Source organism: Rhodopseudomonas palustris (assembly GCF_007005445.1).
GTDB classification, from domain to species: domain Bacteria; phylum Pseudomonadota; class Alphaproteobacteria; order Rhizobiales; family Xanthobacteraceae; genus Rhodopseudomonas; species Rhodopseudomonas palustris_G.
Genome location: NZ_CP041387.1, coordinates 3,822,516 through 3,843,929, shown reverse-complemented (window position 1 = coordinate 3,843,929; position 21,414 = coordinate 3,822,516). Strand labels below are relative to the sequence as shown.

The 21,414-nt window shown below is 67.3% G+C and carries 20 protein-coding genes and 1 other RNA gene; 14 read left to right on the top strand and 7 right to left on the bottom strand.

What is annotated here, in order from left to right; translation table 11 throughout:
• Nucleotides 1-45 precede the first annotated feature (45 nt).
• Complete coding sequence (locus FLL57_RS17635; protein ID WP_013504333.1) at nucleotides 46-525, bottom strand: DUF721 domain-containing protein; 480 nt, start codon at nucleotides 523-525, stop codon at nucleotides 46-48.
• Nucleotides 526-553: 28 nt separating this feature from the next.
• On the opposite strand from FLL57_RS17635, the gene mutY reads away from it, so the two are divergent.
• The 10 genes from mutY to FLL57_RS17585 all read left to right on the top strand — a co-directional run bounded on the left by mutY (nucleotide 554) and on the right by FLL57_RS17585 (nucleotide 11,418).
• Nucleotides 554-1,687, top strand: a complete 1,134-nt coding sequence (gene mutY, locus FLL57_RS17630; protein WP_185966156.1) for an A/G-specific adenine glycosylase — start codon at nucleotides 554-556, stop codon at nucleotides 1,685-1,687.
• A 205-nt stretch (nucleotides 1,688-1,892) separates the two neighbouring features.
• Nucleotides 1,893-2,426, top strand: a complete 534-nt coding sequence (locus tag FLL57_RS17625) for a PAS domain-containing protein (protein ID WP_142883557.1) — start codon at nucleotides 1,893-1,895, stop codon at nucleotides 2,424-2,426.
• A gap of 10 nt (nucleotides 2,427-2,436) precedes the next feature.
• Nucleotides 2,437-3,711, top strand: coding sequence for a methyl-accepting chemotaxis protein (locus tag FLL57_RS17620; RefSeq protein ID WP_283811125.1), 1,275 nt, complete (start codon nucleotides 2,437-2,439; stop codon nucleotides 3,709-3,711).
• 167 nt (nucleotides 3,712-3,878) lie between these two features.
• Nucleotides 3,879-4,415 carry a PAS domain-containing protein gene (locus FLL57_RS17615; protein ID WP_013504329.1) on the top strand — a complete coding sequence of 179 codons (537 nt, stop codon included), beginning with the start codon at nucleotides 3,879-3,881 and terminating at the stop codon, nucleotides 4,413-4,415.
• Entirely contained in the window at nucleotides 4,378-5,700 is a 1,323-nt protein-coding gene (locus tag FLL57_RS17610; protein WP_047308915.1) for a methyl-accepting chemotaxis protein, read from the top strand. Before FLL57_RS17615 ends, FLL57_RS17610 begins: the two co-directional genes overlap by 38 nt.
• Before the next feature lie 216 nt (nucleotides 5,701-5,916).
• A complete protein-coding gene (locus tag FLL57_RS17605) occupies nucleotides 5,917-7,023 on the top strand; it encodes an efflux RND transporter periplasmic adaptor subunit (protein WP_142883555.1) in 1,107 nt (368 codons plus the stop codon).
• Entirely contained in the window at nucleotides 7,024-10,119 is a 3,096-nt protein-coding gene (locus FLL57_RS17600) for an efflux RND transporter permease subunit (protein WP_142883554.1), read from the top strand.
• Nucleotides 10,116-10,421, top strand: a complete 306-nt coding sequence (locus tag FLL57_RS17595; RefSeq protein ID WP_142883553.1) for a DUF3240 family protein — start codon at nucleotides 10,116-10,118, stop codon at nucleotides 10,419-10,421. Before FLL57_RS17600 ends, FLL57_RS17595 begins: the two co-directional genes overlap by 4 nt.
• 108 nt (nucleotides 10,422-10,529) lie before the next feature.
• Nucleotides 10,530-11,006, top strand: a complete 477-nt coding sequence (locus FLL57_RS17590) for a methyltransferase family protein (protein ID WP_142883552.1) — start codon at nucleotides 10,530-10,532, stop codon at nucleotides 11,004-11,006.
• 22 nt (nucleotides 11,007-11,028) lie between these two features.
• Nucleotides 11,029-11,418, top strand: coding sequence for a rhodanese-like domain-containing protein (locus FLL57_RS17585; RefSeq protein ID WP_013504323.1), 390 nt, complete (start codon nucleotides 11,029-11,031; stop codon nucleotides 11,416-11,418).
• Nucleotides 11,419-11,634: 216 nt separating this feature from the next.
• Here FLL57_RS17585 and FLL57_RS17580 read toward each other — a convergent pair whose 3' ends face one another.
• Nucleotides 11,635-12,183 (bottom strand): recombinase RecQ, encoded by a 549-nt coding sequence (locus FLL57_RS17580; protein ID WP_185966155.1) that lies wholly within the window; start codon nucleotides 12,181-12,183, stop codon nucleotides 11,635-11,637.
• Nucleotides 12,184-12,265: 82 nt separating this feature from the next.
• On the opposite strand from FLL57_RS17580, the gene FLL57_RS17575 reads away from it, so the two are divergent.
• Entirely contained in the window at nucleotides 12,266-12,445 is a 180-nt protein-coding gene (locus FLL57_RS17575) for a cadmium ABC transporter ATPase (RefSeq protein WP_142883550.1), read from the top strand.
• A gap of 12 nt (nucleotides 12,446-12,457) precedes the next feature.
• On the opposite strand, the gene FLL57_RS17570 is transcribed toward FLL57_RS17575, so the two are convergent.
• On the bottom strand, nucleotides 12,458-12,922 hold the full coding sequence (locus FLL57_RS17570) for a hypothetical protein (RefSeq protein WP_013504320.1): 465 nt from the start codon (nucleotides 12,920-12,922) through the stop codon (nucleotides 12,458-12,460).
• Between the two features lie 156 nt (nucleotides 12,923-13,078).
• On the opposite strand from FLL57_RS17570, the gene ssrS reads away from it, so the two are divergent.
• The 3 genes from ssrS to FLL57_RS17555 all read left to right on the top strand — a co-directional run bounded on the left by ssrS (nucleotide 13,079) and on the right by FLL57_RS17555 (nucleotide 14,743).
• Nucleotides 13,079-13,239: non-coding RNA, 6S RNA (ssrS, locus tag FLL57_RS17565), on the top strand.
• 81 nt (nucleotides 13,240-13,320) lie between these two features.
• The gene (locus tag FLL57_RS17560; protein ID WP_142883549.1) at nucleotides 13,321-13,914 is read left to right on the top strand and encodes a 5-formyltetrahydrofolate cyclo-ligase; all 594 of its coding nucleotides are present in this window, start codon (nucleotides 13,321-13,323) and stop codon (nucleotides 13,912-13,914) included.
• A gap of 1 nt (nucleotide 13,915) precedes the next feature.
• Entirely contained in the window at nucleotides 13,916-14,743 is an 828-nt protein-coding gene (locus FLL57_RS17555) for a TIGR00282 family metallophosphoesterase (protein ID WP_013504318.1), read from the top strand.
• An 80-nt stretch (nucleotides 14,744-14,823) separates the two neighbouring features.
• On the opposite strand, the gene FLL57_RS17550 is transcribed toward FLL57_RS17555, so the two are convergent.
• The 4 genes from FLL57_RS17550 to FLL57_RS17535 all read right to left on the bottom strand — a co-directional run bounded on the left by FLL57_RS17550 (nucleotide 14,824) and on the right by FLL57_RS17535 (nucleotide 21,032).
• Nucleotides 14,824-16,302 carry a pyridoxal phosphate-dependent decarboxylase family protein gene (locus FLL57_RS17550; protein WP_142883548.1) on the bottom strand — a complete coding sequence of 493 codons (1,479 nt, stop codon included), beginning with the start codon at nucleotides 16,300-16,302 and terminating at the stop codon, nucleotides 14,824-14,826.
• Nucleotides 16,299-17,534 carry an ATP-grasp domain-containing protein gene (locus tag FLL57_RS17545; protein WP_142883547.1) on the bottom strand — a complete coding sequence of 412 codons (1,236 nt, stop codon included), beginning with the start codon at nucleotides 17,532-17,534 and terminating at the stop codon, nucleotides 16,299-16,301. The genes FLL57_RS17550 and FLL57_RS17545 overlap by 4 nt, the downstream gene beginning before the upstream one ends.
• Nucleotides 17,524-19,119: a cysteine desulfurase gene (locus FLL57_RS17540; RefSeq protein WP_142883546.1), complete on the bottom strand. Its 1,596-nt coding sequence runs from the start codon at nucleotides 19,117-19,119 to the stop codon at nucleotides 17,524-17,526. Before FLL57_RS17540 ends, FLL57_RS17545 begins: the two co-directional genes overlap by 11 nt.
• Before the next feature lie 221 nt (nucleotides 19,120-19,340).
• On the bottom strand, nucleotides 19,341-21,032 hold the full coding sequence (locus FLL57_RS17535) for a methyl-accepting chemotaxis protein (RefSeq protein ID WP_013504314.1): 1,692 nt from the start codon (nucleotides 21,030-21,032) through the stop codon (nucleotides 19,341-19,343).
• Nucleotides 21,033-21,414: the final 382 nt, after the last annotated feature.

Genomic DNA, 21,414 nt, shown 5'->3' with positions numbered 1-21,414 from the left:
CAATTGTGGCAATGCCGCGCCAGAACAAGTTGAAAAGCGCCGGCGTCACGTCCGCTTGATCGTCGCGCCGAGTCGCGCCAGCGCGTCGCGCAGCTCCTGATCGGCGACTTCGTCCAGAGTTGCGGCTACGCGGGCGACCGCCGACGGATCGGGACCGCGCGGGATCGTCTTGCGCGGACGGCGCGACAGCGGTGCCTGGCGCAGCGCGATCCGCCCGACCGCGTTCCAGCCGAGGAAGCGGTTGACCCGTTCCAGGATCAGGTCGGAGGAATGCTGGATCTCCAGCGCCATCGGTCCTTCGACCCGCAGCACCAGCGTCGCCGGCTCCACCGGCTGGCCGTCGACCGGACGCGGCCACTGCATCTTCAGCGGCTCCGAATGCGCCGCGATCTGCTGCCCGGCGATCTCAGCCCAGCGCGTCACCAGTTCGCGCGCCGCAAAGCCCTGCTTGGCGAACGCTTCGGACAGCGTCGCGCCGAGCAGACCGGACAATGGCTTGGCGGAGATCGGGCCGGGCTTGCTCATGCAGAAACGCTTTGCGACGATACCGGCCATGAGTCTAGCAGGCGCGGCGCCGCGGCGGAAACAATCCCCGGTCATCACAGCAGAACACGACACGGACGGCGACGCCGCGCGCGCCCGGCCGCAAGCGCTGCTGGCCTGGTACGACCGGCATCGCCGCAGCCTGCCGTGGCGGGCACCGCCGGGCGCGAGTGCCGACCCTTACGCGGTTTGGCTGTCCGAGATCATGCTGCAGCAGACCACGGTGCGGGCGGTCGGACCATATTTCGACAAGTTCATGGCGCGGTGGCCGAGCGTGACGGCGCTGGGCGAAGCCTCGCTCGACGACGTGCTGAAGATGTGGGCCGGGCTCGGCTACTACTCGCGCGCCCGCAACCTGCACGCCTGCGCGGTGGCGGTGACGCGCCAGCATGGCGGCCGCTTTCCCGACACCGAGGAGGGGCTGCGAGCGCTGCCGGGCGTCGGGCCGTACACCGCCGCCGCCATCGCGGCGATCGCGTTCAGCCGGCGGACGATGCCGGTCGACGGCAATATCGAGCGGGTGGTGTCGCGGCTGTGTGCGGTTGAGGACGAACTGCCGAAGGCCAAGCCGCGCATCAAGGCGCTGGCCGAGACACTGCTCGGCCCGTCCCGCGCCGGCGACAGCGCCCAGGCGCTGATGGATCTCGGCGCCACCATCTGCACGCCCAAGAAGCCGGCCTGCGCGCTGTGCCCGTTGATGGACGGCTGCGCGGCACGGCTGCGCGGCGACGCCGACAGCTTCCCGCGCAAGGCGCCGAAGAAGACCGGGGCGCTGCGCCGCGGCGCCGCCTTCGTGGTGATCCGCGGCGACCAGGTGCTGGTTCGCAGCCGCCCCGCCAAGGGCCTGCTCGGCGGCATGACCGAGGTGCCGAATTCCGACTGGCTCGCCGATCACGACGAGGCCGCCGCCCGGGCGCAGGCGCCGGTGCTGAAGGGCCTGTCGCGCTGGCATCGCAAACCCGGCGTCGTCAGCCACGTGTTCACCCACTTCCCGCTGGAACTGACGGTGTATGTCGCGCACGCCCCTGCGGGCAGCCGGGCCCCGGCGGGGATGCGCTGGGCCGCCATCGCTACGCTGGCGGACGAGGCTCTGCCCAATCTGATGCGCAAGGTGATCGCCCACGGTCTCGGCGGCCGACCTTAGGCATCGGAGCCGGGCCTCGGCGAGGTGCCTCGTCTTGATACCGTTTCCCTAGTCGGCCAGCGGCAAAGTGAGGCATTTATCGGTATTATGATGGCGTAAATATCCGATTTGTGAACTTTAGTTCTTCACCTTTGGTGGAATAAACCCATTCGCAACTGTTCTGCGAATAACGAGCAGGCGCAAATGAGTTCCATCGAGGTCGTCAATGCGCCACGTCACGCCCAGCGGACGGGAGGCCTTCTTCCCAGCGTCTGAACTGATCGTCTCCAAGACCGACACCAAGGGACGGCTGACCTACGCCAACCGTCTGTTCCGCGACATCTCCGGCTATCGCGAGGCCGACCTGATCGGCCAGCCGCACAACATCATCCGCCACCCCGATATGCCGCGCGCGGTGTTCAAGCTGCTGTGGGATGCGGTGCAGCAGGGCCGCGAGATCTTCGCCTATGTGAAGAACATGACGCGCAGCGGCGACCACTATTGGGTGTTCGCGCACGTCACGCCGTCGTTCGACGGTGCGGGCCGGATCGTCGGCTATCACTCCAATCGCCGTGCGCCGGACCGCGGTGTGCTGGAAGCCGCGATCATCCCGCTCTACGCCGACATCCTCCGCACCGAGAGCAGCCACCCAAACGGCAAGGACGCGCTGTCCGCCGGCTGTCGCGCGCTGTCCGATTTCGTCGCTTCCCGGAAGGCCTCCTATGACGAACTTATGTTCTCTCTCAAGAGCGCGGCTTGACGTCGCCGGATTGATCGTCGCCGCGGGCGCGGCGGTGGTATGCGGCGTGTTCGAGTTCTACGTCGCCGCGATGGTGATCCAAGGCGTCGTGATGGCGTTCGCCGGGCTGGCGCTGTTCCGCATCAGTCAGACGCGCCGGCTGCTCGGCGAGGCCAGTGAGGTCTGCCGTCGCATCGCCGACGGCGATTTCGAAGCGCGGATTCTCGGCATTCCGGACGACGGCCGCACCGGCACGCTGCTGCGCGCCATCAACGATATGATCGACGATTGCGACGCCTTCGTCCGCGAGGCGACCGCGGCGATGACCGCGATGCATCACAACAAATACTTCCGCCGTATCCTGCCGGGTGGGCTGCACGGCGCGCTGCTGCACGGCGCCGGCGCCATCAACGCCGCCGCCGGCAACATCGAAGGCCGGATCAACAGTTTCGCAGGCCGCACCGCGGAGCTGGAGGCGACGACGAGCGCGATCGTTAGCGCGCTCGATCGGGGGTCGACGCAGATGAAGCACACGGCCGGCACGCTGACGGTCGGCGCCTCGTCGGCACGGGAACGGCTGGCGTCGGTCGCCGCCGCCTCCGAGCAGGCGACCGCCAACATGCAGTCGGTCGCTTCCGCGACCTCCGAACTGACCTCGAGCGCCAGCGGCGTGCGGACCGAGATCGATCGCTCGGCCGCGATCGTGGCGCGGGCGGTGAGCAGCGTCGGCGAGGCCAGCGGCAATGTCGATGCGCTGCAGCGGGTCGCCGACAATATCGGCGAGATGGTCAAGGCGATCCAGGCGATCGCCAGCCAGACCAACCTGCTGGCGCTCAACGCCACGATCGAGGCGGCGCGGGCCGGCGATGCCGGCCGTGGCTTTGCCGTGGTGGCGCACGAGGTCAAGGCGCTGGCGTCGCAGACCGCCCAGTTCACCGGCGAGATCGAGGCCCAGATCGGCCAGGTCCACGGCGCCGCCGGCGCTGTCAGTCATTCGATCGGTGAGATCGGCACGGTGATCGCCGAGATCGACAGCATCACGCGTCAGGTTGCAGGCGCCGCGGGCGCGCAGTCGCAGTCGACCGCCGAGATCGCACGTAATATCGACGAGGCGTTCGCGGTGGTGCGTGAGATTTCCGAGACCATCCATGTGCTCGCCGGCAATGCTCAGGACAACGAACGCGCCGCCGCCTCGACGATGACGACTTCGGCCGAGCTGTCCTCGCAATCGGAACAGCTCGCGCAGCAGATCAACGGCTATCTCGGTCAGGTCCGCAAGGAACTCGTCGAGCAACGTGCAGCGTGAGGGTAGCGGTTCGGCGAACTAATCGGTCAGTCTTGTGCGGTTCCAATTCGAGGCTTCGTACAACTACGTATTTTGCCGCGATGATGCGGCGTGGGGTCGGGCTTTAAGACAAATTCAAATCCCTGATCCTACGAGAAACCGAGGCGTGCCCTCCAAGGAGACAGGCGATGGCTGTCCAAATCCGCCCGACCGGCAAGGAAGTGTTCTTTCCGGCAGGCGAACTGATCGTGTCCAAGACCGATCTGAAAGGCCGTATCACCTACGCCAACCGCACGTTCTGCCACATCGCCGGCTATACCGAAGCGGAACTGCTCGGCCAGCCGCACAGCCTGATCCGTCACCCCGACATGCCGCGCGCGGTGTTCCGCCTGGTGTGGGACACGATAGCCGCGGGCCGCGAGATCTTCGGCTATGTCAAGAATATGGCGCGCAGCGGCGACCATTATTGGGTGTTCGCGCACATCACGCCGTCGTTCGATGAGCACGGCAACATCGTCGCCTATCACTCCAATCGCCGCATGCCGGATCCAAGCGTGGTCGCGAGTGCGATCGCGCCGCTTTACGCCGAGGTGCTGCGGGTCGAGCAGGGTCACGCCAACGGCAAGCAGGCGGTCGAGGCGGGGCTCAAGGCGCTGACGGATTTCGTCGCCTCCAAGAAGGTCAGCTATGACGAACTTATGTTCGCTCTCCAAAGCGCAGCTTAATATCGCCCTCATCATCGTCGCGTCTTCAATCGCGCTGGCGCTGGAGGCGCTGGACTATCGCTCGGCGGCGATGACGATCCAGAGCTTCGCCATCCTGGCGACTTGCGTTGCGCTGTACCGCATGGTGCAGACTACGCGGCTGATCGGCCAGGCGCGTGACGTCTGCCAGAGAATCGCCGCCGGCGACTTCGAGGCGCGCATCCTGAATATTCCCGATAACGGCCGCACCGGCGACATGCTGCGCGCCGTCAACGACGTGATCGACGGCTGCGACGCGTTCGTGCGCGAAGCCACCGCGGCGATGGACGCGGTGCAGCATCGTCGCTACTTCCGCCGCATCCTGCCGGGCGGGTTGCACGGCGCGCTGCTGCGCGGCGCCAAGACCATCAATGCCGCCACCGACAGCATCGAGGTGCGGATCAACAGTTTCGCCCAGCAGGCGGCGCAGCTCGAAGCCGCCGTGAGCGACGTGGTGTCGTCGCTCGACGAGGATTCCCGCGGGATGCGCGACACCGCCGGCAGTCTGACCAGCGGTGCGTCGCTGACCCGCGAACGCCTGACCAGCGTCGCGGCCTCCGCCGAGCAGGCCAGCAGCAACATGCGCAGCGTCGCTGCCGCCACCACCGAACTATCGGCCAGCGCCCGCGAAGTCGGCGCCGAAATCGGCCGTTCCGCCGAAGTCGTCGGACGCGCGGTGAGCCGGGTGTCGGAAGCCTCCGCCAACGTCGCCAGCCTGCGCAGCGTTGCCGAGCGGATCGCCGAGGTGGTCAAGTCGATCGAGGTGATCGCCGGTCAGACCAATCTGTTGGCGCTGAACGCGACGATCGAGGCGGCTCGCGCAGGCGAGGCTGGTCGTGGCTTCGCAGTGGTCGCAGCCGAAGTGAAGGCGCTGGCCGAGCAGACCGCCAAATTCACCGGGGAGATCGAGGCACAGGTCGAGCATGTCCACGGTGCCGCCGACCTCGTCAGCCGTTCGATCGGAGAGATCGGTGTGGTGATGACCGAGGTCGATGACATCACCGCGGCGGTGGCCGGCGCCGCAGAAGCGCAGTCGGCCGCCACCGCCGATATCGCCAGGAACATCGAGCAGGCCTACGACGTGGTCAGCGAGATTGCCGGCAGCATCCAGGCGGTGACCGCGAGCGCCCGCGACACCGAGCAGTCCGCCGCCTCGACCATGACCGCCTCGACTCATTTGTCGTCGCAGTCGGAGACGCTGGCGCACCGCATCCGCGATTATCTCGGCCGGGTCCGCGCCGACATGCTGGCCCAGCGCGCGGCCTGAAGGACGCAGGGCGGCGTGGGACGGGAGAGAGCCCTGCCGCGAAACACTGGCAGTCAGCTTCTGCCGGCGCATACCGGCCGTTGACGCTGGCGGCGGATGGCCCTGTCAGCGTCCTGTCAGCCGCGCTAGCATAGGCAAGCAGCACGTTTTGCGGCGGCTGCGGGGAGCCGGCGCGTCCGGCATCTTTGGGCCGGCACAGGTGCCAGTGACAAACCCATGCTCCGCTTTTCGACCATTTGGCTTTTGCTGATTGCCGCCGTGCTGGCGTGCGGGACCGCGCGCGCCGGCGACGAGCTGTCGATCTCCAAGCAGCAGGCCGAACGGGTCGGGATCGAGACCTCGCCGCTGGAGAAGCAGCCGGCCGCGGCCGGCCTCAGCTTCCCCGGCAAAATCGCGGTACCGCCGGATCGCAGCCGATTGATGAATGCGCCGCTCGGCGGCCGGATCGAGCGGCTGCTGGTGCGAATCGACACGGTGGTGAAGGCCGGCGATCTGCTCGCCGAGATTCAGAGCCCGGCGCTCGCCAACGCCCAGGCCGAATATCTCGTCGCCTACAACAAAGAGCGGCTGCTCAAGACCAATCTCGACCGCGAGACGCAGCTCGCGCCCTACGGTGCGGTGACCAGGAAGCAGGTCATCGTCACCCAGAGCGAATACGAACAAGCTCGCGCCACCGCTGCCGAGCGCCGCCAGGCGCTGCTGCATGTCGGGATGACCGAAGCCGCGGTCGACAAGCTGGCGGCGAGCCAGAAGCTTGATCCCAGGCTGACGCTGATCGCGCCGATCGATGGCGTGGTGCTGGAAAGTCCGACCACGCCCGGCCAGACCGTCGAGGCGCTGGCGCTGGTGTTCAAGCTGGCGCAGCTCGCGCCGCTGTGGGTCGAAATCCAGGTGCCGGCGCTGCGCGCCGACGAGTTCGCAGTCGGCGCCCGGGTCGCGCTGCGCGGCCATGAGTGCGTCGGCAAGGTGGTGTCGATCGGCTCCAGCGTCGAGCCGACCTCGCAGACCGTGATCGTCCGCGCCGAATTCGACGAGCCCGATCCCGACCTGCGGCCCGGCCAGGTGGTCGAAGCGCAGATCGCTCCGATCACCAGCGGCTCGGCCGAATGGCGGGTGCACAGCGGCGCGATGGTGCGGCGGGGCAAGGACGCCTTCGTGTTCGTGCAGACCGACGGCGGTTTCGTCGCGACCCCGGTCGAGATCCGCGAGGAGCTGCCGCAGTTCGCGGTGGTCAGCGGCAGTTTCCGCGGCGACGAGCGGATCGCGGTGCGCGGCATCGCTGCGCTGAAGGGCGCCTGGCAGGGACTCGGCGGGGTCGAGTAAATGCTGACCCGTCTCGTCGAGTTCTCGCTGTCGCATCGCCTGCTGGTGGTGCTGGCCACGCTGCTGCTGATCGGCGCCGGCGTGCTGGCGTTCCGGCATCTGCCGATCGATGCGTTCCCGGACGTGTCGCCTGTCCAGGTCAAGATCATCATGAAGGCCCCGGGCATGACGCCCGAGGAAGTCGAGACCCGGGTGACGATGCCGCTCGAGCTGGAAATGCTCGGCATCCCCAACAAAACCATCCTGCGCTCCACCACCAAATACGGCCTCGCCGACGTCACCATCGATTTCGCCGACGGCGTCGACATCTATTGGGCGCGCAATCAGGTCGCCGAACGGCTCGCTTCGGCGATGAAGGACATGCCCGACGGGCTGACCGGAGGTCTGGCGCCGATCACCACGCCGCTCGGCGAGATGTTCATGTTCACCATCGAGGGCGGCGACCTGACGATGGCTGAACGGCGGACGTTGCTCGACTGGACCATCCGTCCGGCGCTCCGCACGCTGCCCGGCGTCGCGGACGTCAATTCGCTCGGCGGCTTCGTTCGCAGCTTCGAGATCGTGCCGGACAATCTGGCGATGGCCTCGCACGGCATTACCATCGATATGCTGGAGAAGGCGATCGAGAAGAACAACCGCAACGGCGGCGCGGGCCGGCTGTCGGCCGGCGAGGAGGTGCTGCTGGTCCGGGTCGACGGTCAGGTCCGCACGCTCGATGATTTGCGCGACATCGTGCTGGCGTCGCGCGACGGCGGCATGGTGCGGGTGCGCGACGTCGCCGAAGTGCGGATCGGCAGCATCACCCGCTACGGCGCAGTGACGCGCGACGGCCAGGGCGAGGCGGTGCAGGGCCTGGTGCTCGGCCTGCGCGGCGCCAATGCGCGCGACGTGGTCGAAGGCGTTCGCGCCAAATTCAAGGAGCTGGAGCCGACGCTGCCGAAGGGCGTGACGCTGAACGTGTTCTACGACCGCGGCGACCTGGTCGGGCGCGCCGTCGGCACGGTGTCGAAGTCGCTGCTCGAGGCCGTGGTGCTGGTGATCGTGCTGTTGATCCTGTTCCTCGGCGATTGGCGGGCCGCGCTGGTGGTGGCGCTGACGCTGCCGCTGTCGGCGCTCGCCACTTTCGTGCTGATGCGCTTCGCCGGCATGTCGGCGAACCTGATGAGCCTCGGCGGCCTCGCGGTCGCGATCGGCATGCTGATCGACGCCGCCGTGGTGGTGGTCGAAAACGTCGTGTCGCATCTGGCGCATGATCGCCACGCCGCGCAGGTGCCGCTGCTGCACCGGATCTATCAGGCGCTGCGCGAAGTCGTGGTGCCGGTTACCTCGGGCATCGGCATCATCGTCATCGTGTTCCTGCCGCTGCTGACGCTGCAGGGGCTGGAAGGCAAGCTGTTCATCCCGGTAGCGCTGGCGATCGTGTTCGCGCTCGGCTCGTCGCTGCTGCTGGCGCTGACCGTGATTCCGGTGCTGGCGTCGCTGCTGCTGAAGACCGCCGGTCACGGCGACACCTGGCTGGTGCGCAAGATCAGCGCCGGCTACACGCCGGTGCTGCGGTTCGCGCTGAATCACGAGAAGGCGGTGCTGGCCGTGTCGGCGCTGGCGCTGGTCGCCACCGTGTTCGCCTATGCGCAGCTCGGCAAGATCTTTATGCCGACGATGGAAGAAGGCACGCCGATCATCAGCGTCGAGAAGCTGCCGTCGATCGGGCTCGAAGAAAGCGTCAATCTCGATCTCCGAATCCAGCAGGCGGTGATGGGCGCGGTGCCGGAGGTGAAGAGCATCGTGGCTCGCGTCGGCTCCGACGAACTCGGCCTCGACCCGATGGGGCTCAATCAGACCGACACCTACATTATCCTCAAGCCCGAGGCGGAGTGGCGCCGGCCGCACGACAAGGACTGGCTGATGGGCGAGCTGCGCAAGGCGCTCGCCGGGTTCCCGGGGATCGGCTTCTCGTTCACCCAGCCGATCGAGATGCGGGTGCAGGAGATGATCATCGGCGCCCGCGGCGATGTGGTGGCGAAGATCTTCGGCACCGACATCCCGACGCTCAACAGGCTGGCCGAACAGATCACCGCGACACTGAAGACGCTGAAGGGCGCCGAAGACGTCCGCACCACGCTGAACGAAGGCTTCGAGTACTACAATGTCGCGATCGACCGGCTGCAGGCCGGCCGTCTAGGGCTCGACGTCGACGCGCTCACCGAGGCGCTGCGCACCCAGATCGAAGGCCGGCAGGCCGGTATCGTGGTCGAACAAGGCCGCCGCACGCCGGTGCTGATCCGCGGCACCGAGTCGCTGCGCGAATCCCCGGCGCGGCTCGCCGGCATCAATCTGGTGCTGGCCGACGGCAAGTCGGTGCCGCTCGCCAACGTCGCCAGACTCGAGCGGATCGACGGGCCGGTGAAGATCGACCGCGAGAACGGCCGCCGGCTGGCGCTGGTGATGAGCAACGTGTCGGGCCGCGACCTGGTCGGCTTCGTCGACGAGGCCAAGGCGGCGGTCGCCGAGCGGGTCAAGCTGCCGGAAGGCTACAGCATCGTCTGGGGCGGCCAGTTCGAGAACCAGCAGCGCGCCGCGGCGCGGCTCGGCATCGTGGTGCCGATCGCGCTCGCGCTGGTGTTCCTGCTGCTGTTCGTCACCTTCTCGTCGCTGCGGCAGTCGCTCTTGGTGTTCATCAACATCCCGTTCGCGCTGATCGGCGGCGTGTTCAGCCTGCTGATCACCGGCGAGTATCTGTCGGTGCCGGCCTCGGTCGGCTTCATCGCGCTGCTCGGCATCGCGGTGCTGAACGGCCTGGTGCTGGTGTCGTATTTCAACATGCTGCGCAGCCAGGGCCTGCCGCCGGATCAGATCGTCGAGCTCGGCGCGCAGCGCCGGCTGCGGCCGATCCTGCTCACCGCCAGCATCACTGCGTTCGGCCTGGTGCCGCTGCTCTACGCCACCGGTCCGGGCGCCGACGTGCAGCGGCCGCTGGCGGTGGTGGTGATCGGCGGTCTCGTCACCTCGACGCTGCTGACGCTGGTGATCCTGCCGGTGCTGTATCGCCGCTTCGGGATTCCGCCGGCTCCGAAGACGCAGGAGGCCCCGCGATGAGCGCGATGGTGCTGACGCTGCTGGTGCCGATGGCGCTGAAGGACGACGTGATCACCGCGATGCTGGCGCACGAGCCGACCGCGCGCACCGGCTTCACCGCCCGCGAGGTCGAAGGCTACGGCCGCGATGTCGACTACGACAGCATCGTCGAGCAGGTCCGCGGTCACACGCTCTCGGTCGAGATCATCGTCACCGCCGAAGCTGCGGAACTGCGCGCGTTGCTCGATGCGCTCGGCGACGAACTGGCAGGCCGCGGTGTGCGCTGGCGGATCGTCGCGGCGACGGCGGCCGGGGCGCTGTGACGGATGACGTGATCTCGGCCCGAACGGCCTGATCGAATCATGGGCGGCTGGTCTATCCGCACGACCTTCGATATATTCGACCGACCGAATGTTTGCCGACGAGTTGCGATGACTGGTTCCGAGGGCACCCGCCCGAACAGACTGCCGTGGCCGCCGATGCTGCTGGCGATTGCGGCTTTGGCCGCGATCGGGCTCGGCGTCGTGTTGCCGTTGCCGCTGCCCCGCAGCGAGCTGGTGGTATGGACGGGCTACGTGCTCGTCGCGCTGGGGTTTTCCGGCGACGTCTGGGCGATCCTGACAATGCGGGCCGCCCGCACCAACGTCTTGCCGCATCGCGCCGCCGACCGGCTGGTCACCTGGGGACCGTTCCGGTTCAGCCGCAACCCGATCTATCTCGCCAACACCCTGCTGTTGACCGGCATCGGCCTTGCGGTCGGCAACGGCTGGTTTGTGCCGCTGGCGCTACTGATGGCGGTGCTGGTCGACCGGCTTGCGATCCGCCGCGAGGAGCGGCATCTGGCAATTCGTTTCGGCAACGCCTGGATCGAGTATGCGTCGGTGACGCCACGCTGGCTGATCCGCTGAGCCATCCACGAGGGAGAACCGAATGACGACGTTGAAGCAGATGATGGAAGCCGCCAACGCGGTGGTGCCGCGGGTGAGCGTCGATGACGCGCGCCATTTGATCGAGCAGGGCGCGCTGGTGGTCGACGTCCGCGACGCGCCGGAGATCGGCAACACCGGCAAGGTCGCCGGGTCGCTCAACATCTCGCGTGGCATGCTGGAATTCCGCGCCGATCCGGATTCGCCGTTCCACGATAAGCATCTCGCCAAGGATCGTCCGGTGATCGTGTACTGCGCCTCCGGCGGCCGCTCGGCGCTGGCCGGCAAGGTGCTGAAGGATCTCGGTTACGAAAAAGTGTTCAACCTCGGCGCTTTCAAAGACTGGGCCGAAGCCGGCGGCGCAATCGAACAGCCGATCGAACGCGGCATGTAATTTCCACGACTAATATCCACGACGATTGATCCCGACTCATTCACGGCGTCATGGCCGGGGTGTCCCGGCCATCGAGGTCTTTGATCTTGTGCGGGGTTCAAGACGACGATGCCCGCGCCAAGCGCGGGCATGACGGGTGCGAAGGCCGAAGGAAGCCGGACGAGGCGCCTATTGCGGCTTCTTTCCGGCGTCGGTCGGCGCGTGCCCTCGCCAATTTCACCGCCTGCTCGGCTTTGCGGTCTTCTTTGATGTCGAAGCTGCCGACTTGGTCGTCTTGGCCTTGGCGCTCGAAGCCTTCGCCGTTTTCGACGACGAGGTTTTTGGCTTTGCAGCTTTGGCCTTTGACGTGCTGGCTTTGGAAGTCCTGGCTTTGGAAGTCTCGGATTTGGAAGTCTCGGCTCTGGAAGTCCCGGACCTGCCGACCGCCGCCGACTTCGCCGAGGTCTTGGCAGCCTTTTTTGCACGGGACGCCGCGCCGGCAGTGGTTGCGGTCTTGGACTTGGTCCGCGCCGGCTTGGCCAGCGGCTCGGTGAAGTCGGCGAGACCGGCTTTGGCGGCGGCTTTGGTCACGGTGGTCTTGACCGGGCCCGCGACCAGCCGGCGCACCGCGCGCTTGGCTGCGACCTTGGTGATCTCGACCGCGCCGTCCACCACCATGTCGATCAGATTGTCGACCAGCGGCATCCGCTTGTCGGAAGATTTGCGCGGCGCTGCCGCGGCCTTGTCCTGGTTCGGCGCCTGATCGCGCCCGCTGTCGTCGCTCACGCTGCTGTCTCCCGCGTTCGGCTCGGCTGAGGAACGTTTCAGTCGACCTGTCTTTGACCTTCTTTGCAGAAGGTGTCGGCAGATGACGGGTGAAGACCTGAATTGGTTCCAGATCGCGGTCCGGATACTGTTCCTGGCGGCGCTGTTGTCTTACGTGGCAGTGGCCAGCGTCCGGCTGCTACGCCGGCTCGGCGGTCTGATCCGCAATGGTCCCCGCGTGGTTCGCCTCGGCAAGTCCCGAGCGTTGGCGCGCCGGCGATGAGCTGCGGCTGCGTTATTTGGTCAGAAACTTCCACGCCACCACGATCGCGCACAGCGCGATGAAGATCAGCAGCGCCGGCACCCGTCGGCGGGGAGCGTTCGGCGGCATGGGGCGGGCGCCGCGGTCGGCGACCCGGGTCACCTTCGGCTTCGGCGGTTTCCTGAACCGCACCACGTTGTCGGTCGCTGCATCGCCGCCTTCGGCCGGCGGTGCGGCGCGCGGCTCGGGCTCCGGCGCTTCGCCGGTGCCGCCCATGTCGCTGTAGTAAGCTTGGTAGGTCTCGCGCACCGCGATCGCCTTGGATTCGATCTCGCTCATTTGGTCGAGCCGTTCGCGGTAGCCGTTCAGCACCTTCTGGGCGTTCTCCGGCAGGCCGTCGAAGCTGCCGAGCTTGGCCATCATCAGCCAGGTGGCGAAGTCGGCTTCGGCACGGGTGCGGGCTCTGCGGGCGATGGTGGTGCTGGATTTCGAGGCCATGGCGATCCGGGTTGAGCGTCCTGTGGGATGCTAAGGGCGATCGGGGGACAGCTCTTGATAGCCGAAACGGCTGTCCACGTCAGGTGGTTCATCGGGCCGTCGAATTCCACCCCTCACGGACTGGCGAACCGGCGGTATGATCGCTACATTGGCACGGCGAAGCTGCGGGACGCGTCAGGAGCCATATATCCCCGGGGCCTTATCGATCCTTTCGGGAACTGTCCCTGGCCGGGTCCGTGGACCCGGACATATGGTGCCCACCTACTTTCGTAGGGAACTCCGGGATCGAGTGCTTCAACGGTCACTGTGGCTTCGCACTTTAACCTCATCTCCCGCTGCTTCCGGCCTGACGGTCGCCCGAGCTTCATCCGCGCGCCGCGGCCGCCTATAACCCGCCGATGTCCGATCTCCCTGCCGCCTCCAGCGATGCCAAGACCGCGTTGCGCGCTGCCGCTTTGGCGCGGCGGTCTGCGCTGAGTGAGGACGATCGCCGCGCCGCCGCAACCGCCATCGCTGCGGGTGGGGTGCCGGTTTCGTTGCGGGAGGGCGCTGTGGTCGCCGGCTATGCGCCGATCCGTGGCGAGCTCGATCCGTTTCCGCTGATGCGGGCGCTCGCCGCCGGCGGCGCCAGGCTAGCGCTGCCGGTGGTGGCGCGGCAGGGCACGCCGCTGACCTTCCGCGCCTGGCGCGACGGCGATGGTTTGCAGCGCAGCGCTCTCGGCATTCGCGAGCCGTCGCCGGATGCGCCGGAGGTGACGCCGGACATCGTGCTGGTGCCGCTCGCCGCGTTCGACGCAAGCGGCCATCGCATCGGCTACGGCGCCGGGCACTACGACTGCACGCTGGAATATTTGCGCGCGCAGGGGCCGGTGGTGGCGATCGGGCTTGCCTTCGCAATGCAGCAAATCCCCGCCGTTCCGGCTGCGTCCCACGACGTGGTGCTGGATTATGTGCTAACGGAGCAGGGCCTGCTCACTTTCCGGAGTCGATAGTTTGCGCATTCTGTTCATCGGCGACGTGGTCGGAAAATCCGGCCGCACCGCAATCGCCGAGCATCTGCCGGGCCTGATCCGCGACTGGCAGCTCGATTGCACCATCGTCAATGGCGAGAATGCCGCCGGCGGTTTTGGTATCACCGAGGCGATCTACAACGATTTCATCGACGCCGGCGCCGACGCGGTGACGCTCGGCAATCACGCATGGAATCAGAAGGAGGCGCTGGTGTTCATCGAGCGCGCGCCGCGTCTGGTCCGCCCGATCAACTTCCCGCGCCATACGCCCGGGCGCGGCGCCGCGCTGGTCGACACCCGCAGCGGCGCCCGGGTGCTGGTGATCAACGCGATGGGCCGGGTGTTCATGGAGCCGCTCAACGATCCGTTCGCTGCAATCGCGCGCGAACTCGAAGCCTGCCCGCTGCGCGATGCTGCCGATGCCATCGTGGTCGATTTCCACGGCGAGGCGTCCAGCGAAAAGCAGGGCATGGGCCATTTCTGCGATGGCCGCGTCAGCCTCGTGGTCGGCACCCATACGCATGTTCCGACCGCCGATCATCAGATCCTGCCGAACGGCACCGGCTACATGACCGACGCCGGCATGACCGGCGACTATGATTCAGTGATCGGCATGCACAAGGACGAGCCGGTGCATCGCTTCCTCACCGGGATTCCGCAGGGTCGGTTCGAACCGGCCAACGGCGACGCCACGCTGAGCGGCGTCGCGGTCGAAACCGACAACGCCACCGGCCTCGCCATCAAGATCGCCCCGGTCCGGATCGGCGGAAGGCTGGAGCCCGCCAAGCCTGCGTTTTGGACGGCGAACTGATAACCTCTCCATCGTCATTCCGGGCTTGCCGCTGCGCAGCGCCCTGGAATGACGAACGAGAGAGCCTGCTCCTCGGCACTTCACCAGCGGAAAGCTGACGACCCAACCCGCTGCTTCCCGAACCGCAGCACCGCATCCACCATCCGGCCGACATCCGCAGACGTCGTGCGATGATTGACGATCGCGGCGCGGATCGCGAGCCTGCCGTCGATCGTGGTCGAGGACGGCGCGGCGATTCCCGACTCGTGCAGGTCGGCGACGATCTCGGTGTTGAGCGCGTCCACCACGTCCGGAGCCGCCCGATAGCGGAAGCAGACGATGTTCAGCGTCACCGGTGCCAGCATCTCCAGCTCCGGCTCGCGCTCGACGCGGGTTTCCAGATCGCGTGCGATCTTGCAGGTGTTGGCGATCATCGCGCCCATGCGGTCGGCGCCGAAGGTCTTCAGCGTGAACCAAGTCTTCAGTGCGCGGAAGCCGCGCGACAGATCGGGACCGTAGTCGCACGGCCAGGGCGAGCCGCCGGCCAGCCCGCGGGTCTCGCGGCGCAAGTAAGCGGCCGGCGCCGCAAACGTGTCGCGGTGCTGCTCGCCGTCGCGCACGATCAGGAAGCCGGCGTCGTAATTGACCTGGCCCCATTTGTGGAAGTCGAGGGCGATCGAATCCGCCTCCGACAGTCCCTTCAGCTTCGGCGCAATTTCGCCGGACAGCATGCCGAGCGAGCCGTAGGCACCGTCGACGTGAAACCACAGCCCTTCGTCGAGGCATAGTTCTGCAAGCGCCGCGAGATCGTCGATCGCGCCGACATCGACGGTGCCGGCCGAGCCGGTCACCAGGAACGGTTGACAGCCGGCGGCGCGATCTTCCGCGATCCGTCGCTTCAGCGCGTCGAGATCGATGCGATGATCCTTGCCGAATGGAATCCGCCGCAGCGCGCCGCGGCCGAGGCCGGCGAGATCGGCGGCCTGCACCACGCAGCCGTGCGCCGCGGCCGAGGCGTAGGCGGTGAGCCGTTCGCCCGGCAGCCCGCCCTCGCGCACCTGCGGACCGACCGCCGCGGTGCGCGCCACCAATAGCGCCATGAAATTCGCCATCGACGAGCCGGTGACGAACACGCCGCTGGCGGTGGCGGGAAAGCCGAACAGCTCGGCGATCCAGCGCACGATCTGGCGCTCGACTTCGATGCCGATATGGTCGCGGCCGCCGCAATTGGCGTTGAGCCCGGCCGCCAGCATCTCGGCCAGCATCCCGACCGCGGTGCCGCCGCCATGCACCCAGCCCATGAAGCCGGGATGGACGTTGCCGGTGGCGTAGGGCGCGATCTCCTCGGTGAAGCGGCGATACACCTCCGGCAGCGGCGTGCCCTGGCGCGGCAGCGGTTCGGCGAAGCCGGCGCGGACCGTTGGCGGGATCGGCTGCCACACCGGGCGGTCGCGCACCCCGGCGATGTAGTCCAGCATGTCGTCGAGCATGTGGTGCGCGTCGGCGCGCAGCGCGTCCCAATCGTCGGGATCGAGGCTGGTTGCGCCGGCATTCGCGCCGGCGCGGATCGCGTCGCTCACGCCACGCTCGTCAGACGGGAGTCGACCCGGCGCTCCAGCATCGACGCGAAGGCGTCGAAGATCTTGTGCATCTGCGGCGGCTTGTAGGGATAGAGTTCCGGGCTGTCCATGTCGTGCACCACCGAGGTGTTGTCGATCTCGAACACCAAGAGGTCGCCGCTCGGCATCTGGGCGCAGTCGATGGTGAAGTAATCGAGCCCGATCCGCTCGATCATGCCGTCGAGCGCGGTCTTGTGGCGGAGCGCGAAGCCGAAATCGAAGGTGTGGAAGAACGCCGCCTCTTCCAGCCGTTTGAGCTCGCTCTCGGCCATTCCTGCGTTGAGGTACCAGATGTCCCAGCGGTCGGCGATCGCCATATGGCAGGCGTAGGGTTTGCCGTCGACCACCACCACGCGATACTTGCGGAATTGGCCGTCCTCGCTGGCGTAATCGACGTAGCGGGCGATGAAGTAGTCGCTCTCCTGGCGGTCGCGCAAGTAATCCAGCAGCCCGGCGCTGTCGGCGATCCGGGCGAGGCCGAAGCCGGCATGCGAACCGCGCGGCCGCGCGATGATCGGGAAGTCGAGGCCGCCGGCGACCTCGGGCAACGCCGCGGAGCCGTTGGCGGCGGCCATCAGCGCGTCGCGGCCGACCGGAACCGTGGCGGGGATCACCAGTCCGTCGACGTCGCCGATCAGCCGGTACAGCTTGTCGCGGTCGAGATGCCGGATCAGGTGCGGCGGATTGAGCAGCGGCGCCGGCCAGTCGGCTGCGCGCGCCGCGATCGTGGCCAGCGCGCCGCGGCATTCGTCGGAGTCGGAGGCGATCACGATCGCGACGTCGTGGGGCGGCAGTGGATCGGGCAGGGGGATGCCGTCGATCACATACAAAGTCAGAAGCTCGAGTCCGGAATCCTGCAGCAGGAATTCGATCGGCGTATTGCCGCCCATGTCGATGTCGGCGGCGAGCGCCAGCACGCGCAGCCGCGGATGGTCGCTGGCGCAGGGCGAGCGGAACAGTTGCTGTTGCTTCAGCGTCTCGGTCTGGATCGACAGGCCTGCCGGTTTGTGGCCGAACAATTGGGTGATCAGTGCGAGGTCGAGCTGTTCGCCGGAGCTCGCCGTGCCGGCGTCGACCCTGCCCATCAGCTCCCGCCACAGCGGGTACAGGTTCTCGCCGTCGAAAGCGCGCTTGGTCAGGCGGGCGAAGCCGATGCGATCGGCGGCGACGGGCTGGGTGATGTCAGTGGACATGGCGTTCCTCGGCAGCGGTGTCGGTGAAAACGGAGGGCCGGTGCAGTAGCGCATCGAGCGTGGTCATCGCGGCCGCCGCATCGGCGAGAAGGCGGTCGCGCGCGCTTGCGTCGGCATGAATGTCGATGACGTGCCGGGCGCTGATGCACAGCCGCAGCGCTGCGACGTCTTCGTCGGTGCGGCCGCCCCAGCCGACCGGCTGGCCGAGCAGGCACGGCGCATCACCCACGGTGCCCTCGGCCAGAGCGCGGTGCAGCATGCGGCATTCGGCGAGCGACAGGGGGCGGGCGTCCCGGTGCAGGGTGAAGCCGAAGATCGTCGGGCGGGCGAATTCGTCGCCGCGCGCGGTGTGCGATTGCGGCGGCAGCAGCCGTACCGATGGCGAAGCGGCGATCAGCTCGGCGAATCTCATGCCGAGTTGGCGGATGATGTCGCTGCGGACTTTCGCCGGCACCGCCATGTAGGCGCGGATTTCTTCGAGCGCGGCCTCCCAGCGCAGCCATTGGCCGAAATTTGGCTGGACCGGAAACTGTTCGCGCAAGGAGGTCAAGCGCATCGGCCAGTCGCTGCGTCCGAGATAGTCCGTAAGTCCCGGTGCCTGCCGCGGCAGCGCCTCCACCGCATCGGCAAGCTGCGGCGGCAGCAACACCGCGCCGCTGAATGCGGGACCGGCGAAGTATTTCGAGCCGGTCAGCAGCACCATGAAGCCGCGGTCGAGCAGCGTCGCGATCCGGCGGTTGCCGAGTCGCGCCTGGCAGGCGTCGACCACGATCTGCACCCGGCCGGGCCAGCGTGCCGCGATCTCGGCGAGGCAGCGGTCGCTCGGCGCGGCGTGGCCCAGCTTGGAGCAGTCCATCGCTTCGAGCATCACCCGCGCGCCCTGTGCCACGGCGGATTCGACCATCTCGAGCGTTTCGGCGTCGAGCGCCGAGGGCGAGCGCAGGCGGCCGTCGGCGTCGCGCAGACGTAACCCGACGCTGCGGATCGGCCCGAGCCCGGCGATCGGACCGCCGCGCGTCGCGGTGACGCCGCTGGCGGTGCGGGCGCCGAAATGCAGACCGCGGGCCGTGAAAGCGGTGCCGGTGCCGGTCTGATCGGCGGCGGTGATCACGCTGACCAGGTCGTCGCCGTGCAACGCGCGGGCGACCGCCAGGGCGACGAGCTGGGCGTCGGTGCCGGAGGAGGTGAATACGATCTCGGCACCGGTTTCTTCGAGTCCCAGCAGCGTCTTCAGCTCGCCGCGCATCTCCTCAACCCGGTCGTCGAAGCATTCGACGAGGCCGTGCAGCATTGCCGACGACATCAGCGCGTCCCGGGCGCGGCTGGCGGCCTCGTAACCGCGCGGCGAGATCGTGCTGGCCGTGCAGGACGAGAAGAGCGCCATCTCGGGCGCCGGCGAGGGGCTGCAGCCATAGCCGTTTCGGCCGGTGGCCGGATCGAGATCAATCCGGGTGTCGCCGCCGCAGGCGAGCAGCAGGTCGAGGGGGGCGAACAGTTCGCGGAGCGGCGATTGCGGCCGGAGAGCCGGGGCGATCGCCGGCCGGCGGCCGTTCGCCGGGCGAATGAGACTTCCGGGATGGGCCATCGCTCGCTTACCTCGCCCGGCGCTGGTCCGCCGCCCCGAGAGGTGCGGCAGTGGAACCTGCTTCGAGCTGTAAGCCGGCTTGGTTAATGCCGCCTTTACCAAAACCTCGTGCGGTTACGGGTACGGGCGGTGGCGGGTGCGATCGCTGCATCAAAAGCACAATCGGCCGGCGCTCTGTGGGCGCCGGTCGAGGTGATGGGGAGGCGGGATCGGAAGGGCGGTCAGGCCGCGCGGACCGACTCCAGGAAGTTCGAGACTTCGACCTTCAGCCGGGTGGAATCGCCGGAGAGCGACTTCGCCGCCGCCAGCACCTGGGCCGAGGCCGCGCCGGTCTCGGTGGCGCCGCGCTGCACGTCGGTGATGTTGGACGACACCTGTTGGGTGCCGAGCGAGGCCTGCTGGACGTTGCGGGAGATCTCCTGCGTCGCCGCGCCCTGTTCTTCGACCGCCGAGGCGATCGTCGAGGAGATTTCCGACATCTTGGCGATGGTCTCGCCGATCTCCTTGATGGCGGCCACCGATTGGTCAGTCGCCGCCTGGATGCCGTTGATCTGCTGGGTGATCTCGCCGGTCGCCTTGGCGGTCTGCTCGGCCAGCGCCTTGACCTCGCTGGCGACCACGGCGAAGCCGCGGCCGGCTTCGCCGGCGCGCGCCGCCTCGATCGTGGCGTTGAGCGCCAGCAGGTTGGTCTGGCCGGCGATGTTGCTGATCAGTTCGACGACGTCGCCGATCCGCGAGGCCGCCTTGGCGAGTTCTTCGACCCGGCCGTTGGTCTGGCGCGCCTGGTCCACCGCCTCGTGGGCGATCCGGGCCGATTCCTGCACCTGGCGGCTGATCTCGTTCACCGAAGAGCTCATCTCCTCAGCGGCCGAGGCGACCGATTGCACGTTGGTGGAGGCTTCCTCGGACGCTGCAGCCACCGCGGTCGCCAGTTCCTGGGATTGATCGGCGGTGCGGGTCAGCGTGGTAGCCGAGGCTTCAAGCTCGTTGGAGGCCGCCGACACCGTCTCGACGATCTCGCCGATGGCGCGTTCGAAGCTGTCGGCGAGGTGGCTCGCATGGGCCTTGCGCTCGGCGTCGATGCGCGCCTCGGCTTCCTTCTGTTCGGCTTCGAGCCGCTGCCGCTCCAGCGCGTTGAGTTTGAACACCTCGACCGCGCCCGCCATCTCGCCGATCTCGTCGTGGCGGCCGATGCCGGGCACCTCGACGTCGAGACGGCCGCCGGCGAGATGCTTCATCGTCAGCGTCATGGCGTGGATCGGTTTGGTGATCAGCCGCGCCATCACCACCGAGGCGATGATGGTGATCAGCAGAACCAGTGACGCCGCGATCAACGAGCGCTGCATCGAAGTCCAGGTCTGCGCGTCGAGGTCGTCGATATAGACACCGGTGCCGACGATCCAGTTCCAGGGGCCGAACCCGGCCACATAGGTCAGCTTCGGATACGGCTGGTCGGAGCCCGGCTTGGCCCAGACGTAGTCGACGAAACCGCTGCCGTTGCGGCGAACGGTGTCGACCATTTCGGCGAACAGCATCTTGCCGTTGGGGTCCTTGGCGTTCGATTGATCCTGGCCGATCAACTGCTTGGCGATCGGATGCATCAACATCCGGCTCTGCATGTCGGTGATGAAGAAGTAATCGTTGCCCCCGTACCGCAGCTTCGAGATCCGCGCCTGGGCGCGCTTCTGCGCCTCCTCGGTGCTGATCTCGCCGCGCTGTGCGGCATCGTACTCGTCCTTGATGAAGCTGATCGCCAGCTCGGCGAGGTGCTTTAGCTCAATTTGTTTCTGCTGCTTCAGACCGTTCGCCAATTCGCGCGAATCGAGCAGCGAGATGCCGAGAAGACCGGCGAAGCCGAGGCCGATCAGCAAGTAGATTCGGCGGCCGATGGTCATACGAAATTTGGACAGCATGAATTCTCGTCTCCACAATAGCGGTCGTGCAGGGGCGAGCCCCGTCCACGCCTTCGCGTCGATTTCCGATGGGTGGTGTCGCGGGCCGCAACGGACGGCCAGCGTTTTGCCTGTCGTCCTCTGTCCGGACGCACCGACCTCGTGGTGCTGATCCGATCCGCCTGCACCGACCGTGGCCTGCGCTCTGCCCGGCCGATGTAGTCGAGGACTCACCCGCGCCACCCATGGGTGCCAGCAGGTCGGCTGCTGCTCCGCATCCGCGTCGCAGTTGCCGTTATCTGCATGGAACCATGCGTTGCAAAACTATCGTTTTAGTAAAGACGGCTTACAACCTGCGAGAGGCGTTGCTCATTCCCGCCTGACAGCGATAGCAAATCCAGCA

Coding starts and splice junctions, on each gene's coding strand:
- FLL57_RS17635 (WP_013504333.1), bottom strand. CDS start 525: ATGAGCAAGCCCGGCCCGATCTCCGCCAAGCCATTGTCCGGTCTGCTC.
- mutY (WP_185966156.1), top strand. CDS start 554: ATGAGTCTAGCAGGCGCGGCGCCGCGGCGGAAACAATCCCCGGTCATC.
- FLL57_RS17625 (WP_142883557.1), top strand. CDS start 1,893: ATGCGCCACGTCACGCCCAGCGGACGGGAGGCCTTCTTCCCAGCGTCT.
- FLL57_RS17615 (WP_013504329.1), top strand. CDS start 3,879: ATGGCTGTCCAAATCCGCCCGACCGGCAAGGAAGTGTTCTTTCCGGCA.
- FLL57_RS17610 (WP_047308915.1), top strand. CDS start 4,378: ATGACGAACTTATGTTCGCTCTCCAAAGCGCAGCTTAATATCGCCCTC.
- FLL57_RS17605 (WP_142883555.1), top strand. CDS start 5,917: ATGCTCCGCTTTTCGACCATTTGGCTTTTGCTGATTGCCGCCGTGCTG.
- FLL57_RS17600 (WP_142883554.1), top strand. CDS start 7,024: ATGCTGACCCGTCTCGTCGAGTTCTCGCTGTCGCATCGCCTGCTGGTG.
- FLL57_RS17595 (WP_142883553.1), top strand. CDS start 10,116: ATGAGCGCGATGGTGCTGACGCTGCTGGTGCCGATGGCGCTGAAGGAC.
- FLL57_RS17590 (WP_142883552.1), top strand. CDS start 10,530: ATGACTGGTTCCGAGGGCACCCGCCCGAACAGACTGCCGTGGCCGCCG.
- FLL57_RS17585 (WP_013504323.1), top strand. CDS start 11,029: ATGACGACGTTGAAGCAGATGATGGAAGCCGCCAACGCGGTGGTGCCG.
- FLL57_RS17575 (WP_142883550.1), top strand. CDS start 12,266: ATGACGGGTGAAGACCTGAATTGGTTCCAGATCGCGGTCCGGATACTG.
- FLL57_RS17570 (WP_013504320.1), bottom strand. CDS start 12,922: ATGGCCTCGAAATCCAGCACCACCATCGCCCGCAGAGCCCGCACCCGT.
- FLL57_RS17560 (WP_142883549.1), top strand. CDS start 13,321: ATGTCCGATCTCCCTGCCGCCTCCAGCGATGCCAAGACCGCGTTGCGC.
- FLL57_RS17545 (WP_142883547.1), bottom strand. CDS start 17,534: ATGTCCACTGACATCACCCAGCCCGTCGCCGCCGATCGCATCGGCTTC.
- FLL57_RS17540 (WP_142883546.1), bottom strand. CDS start 19,119: ATGGCCCATCCCGGAAGTCTCATTCGCCCGGCGAACGGCCGCCGGCCG.
- FLL57_RS17535 (WP_013504314.1), bottom strand. CDS start 21,032: ATGCTGTCCAAATTTCGTATGACCATCGGCCGCCGAATCTACTTGCTG.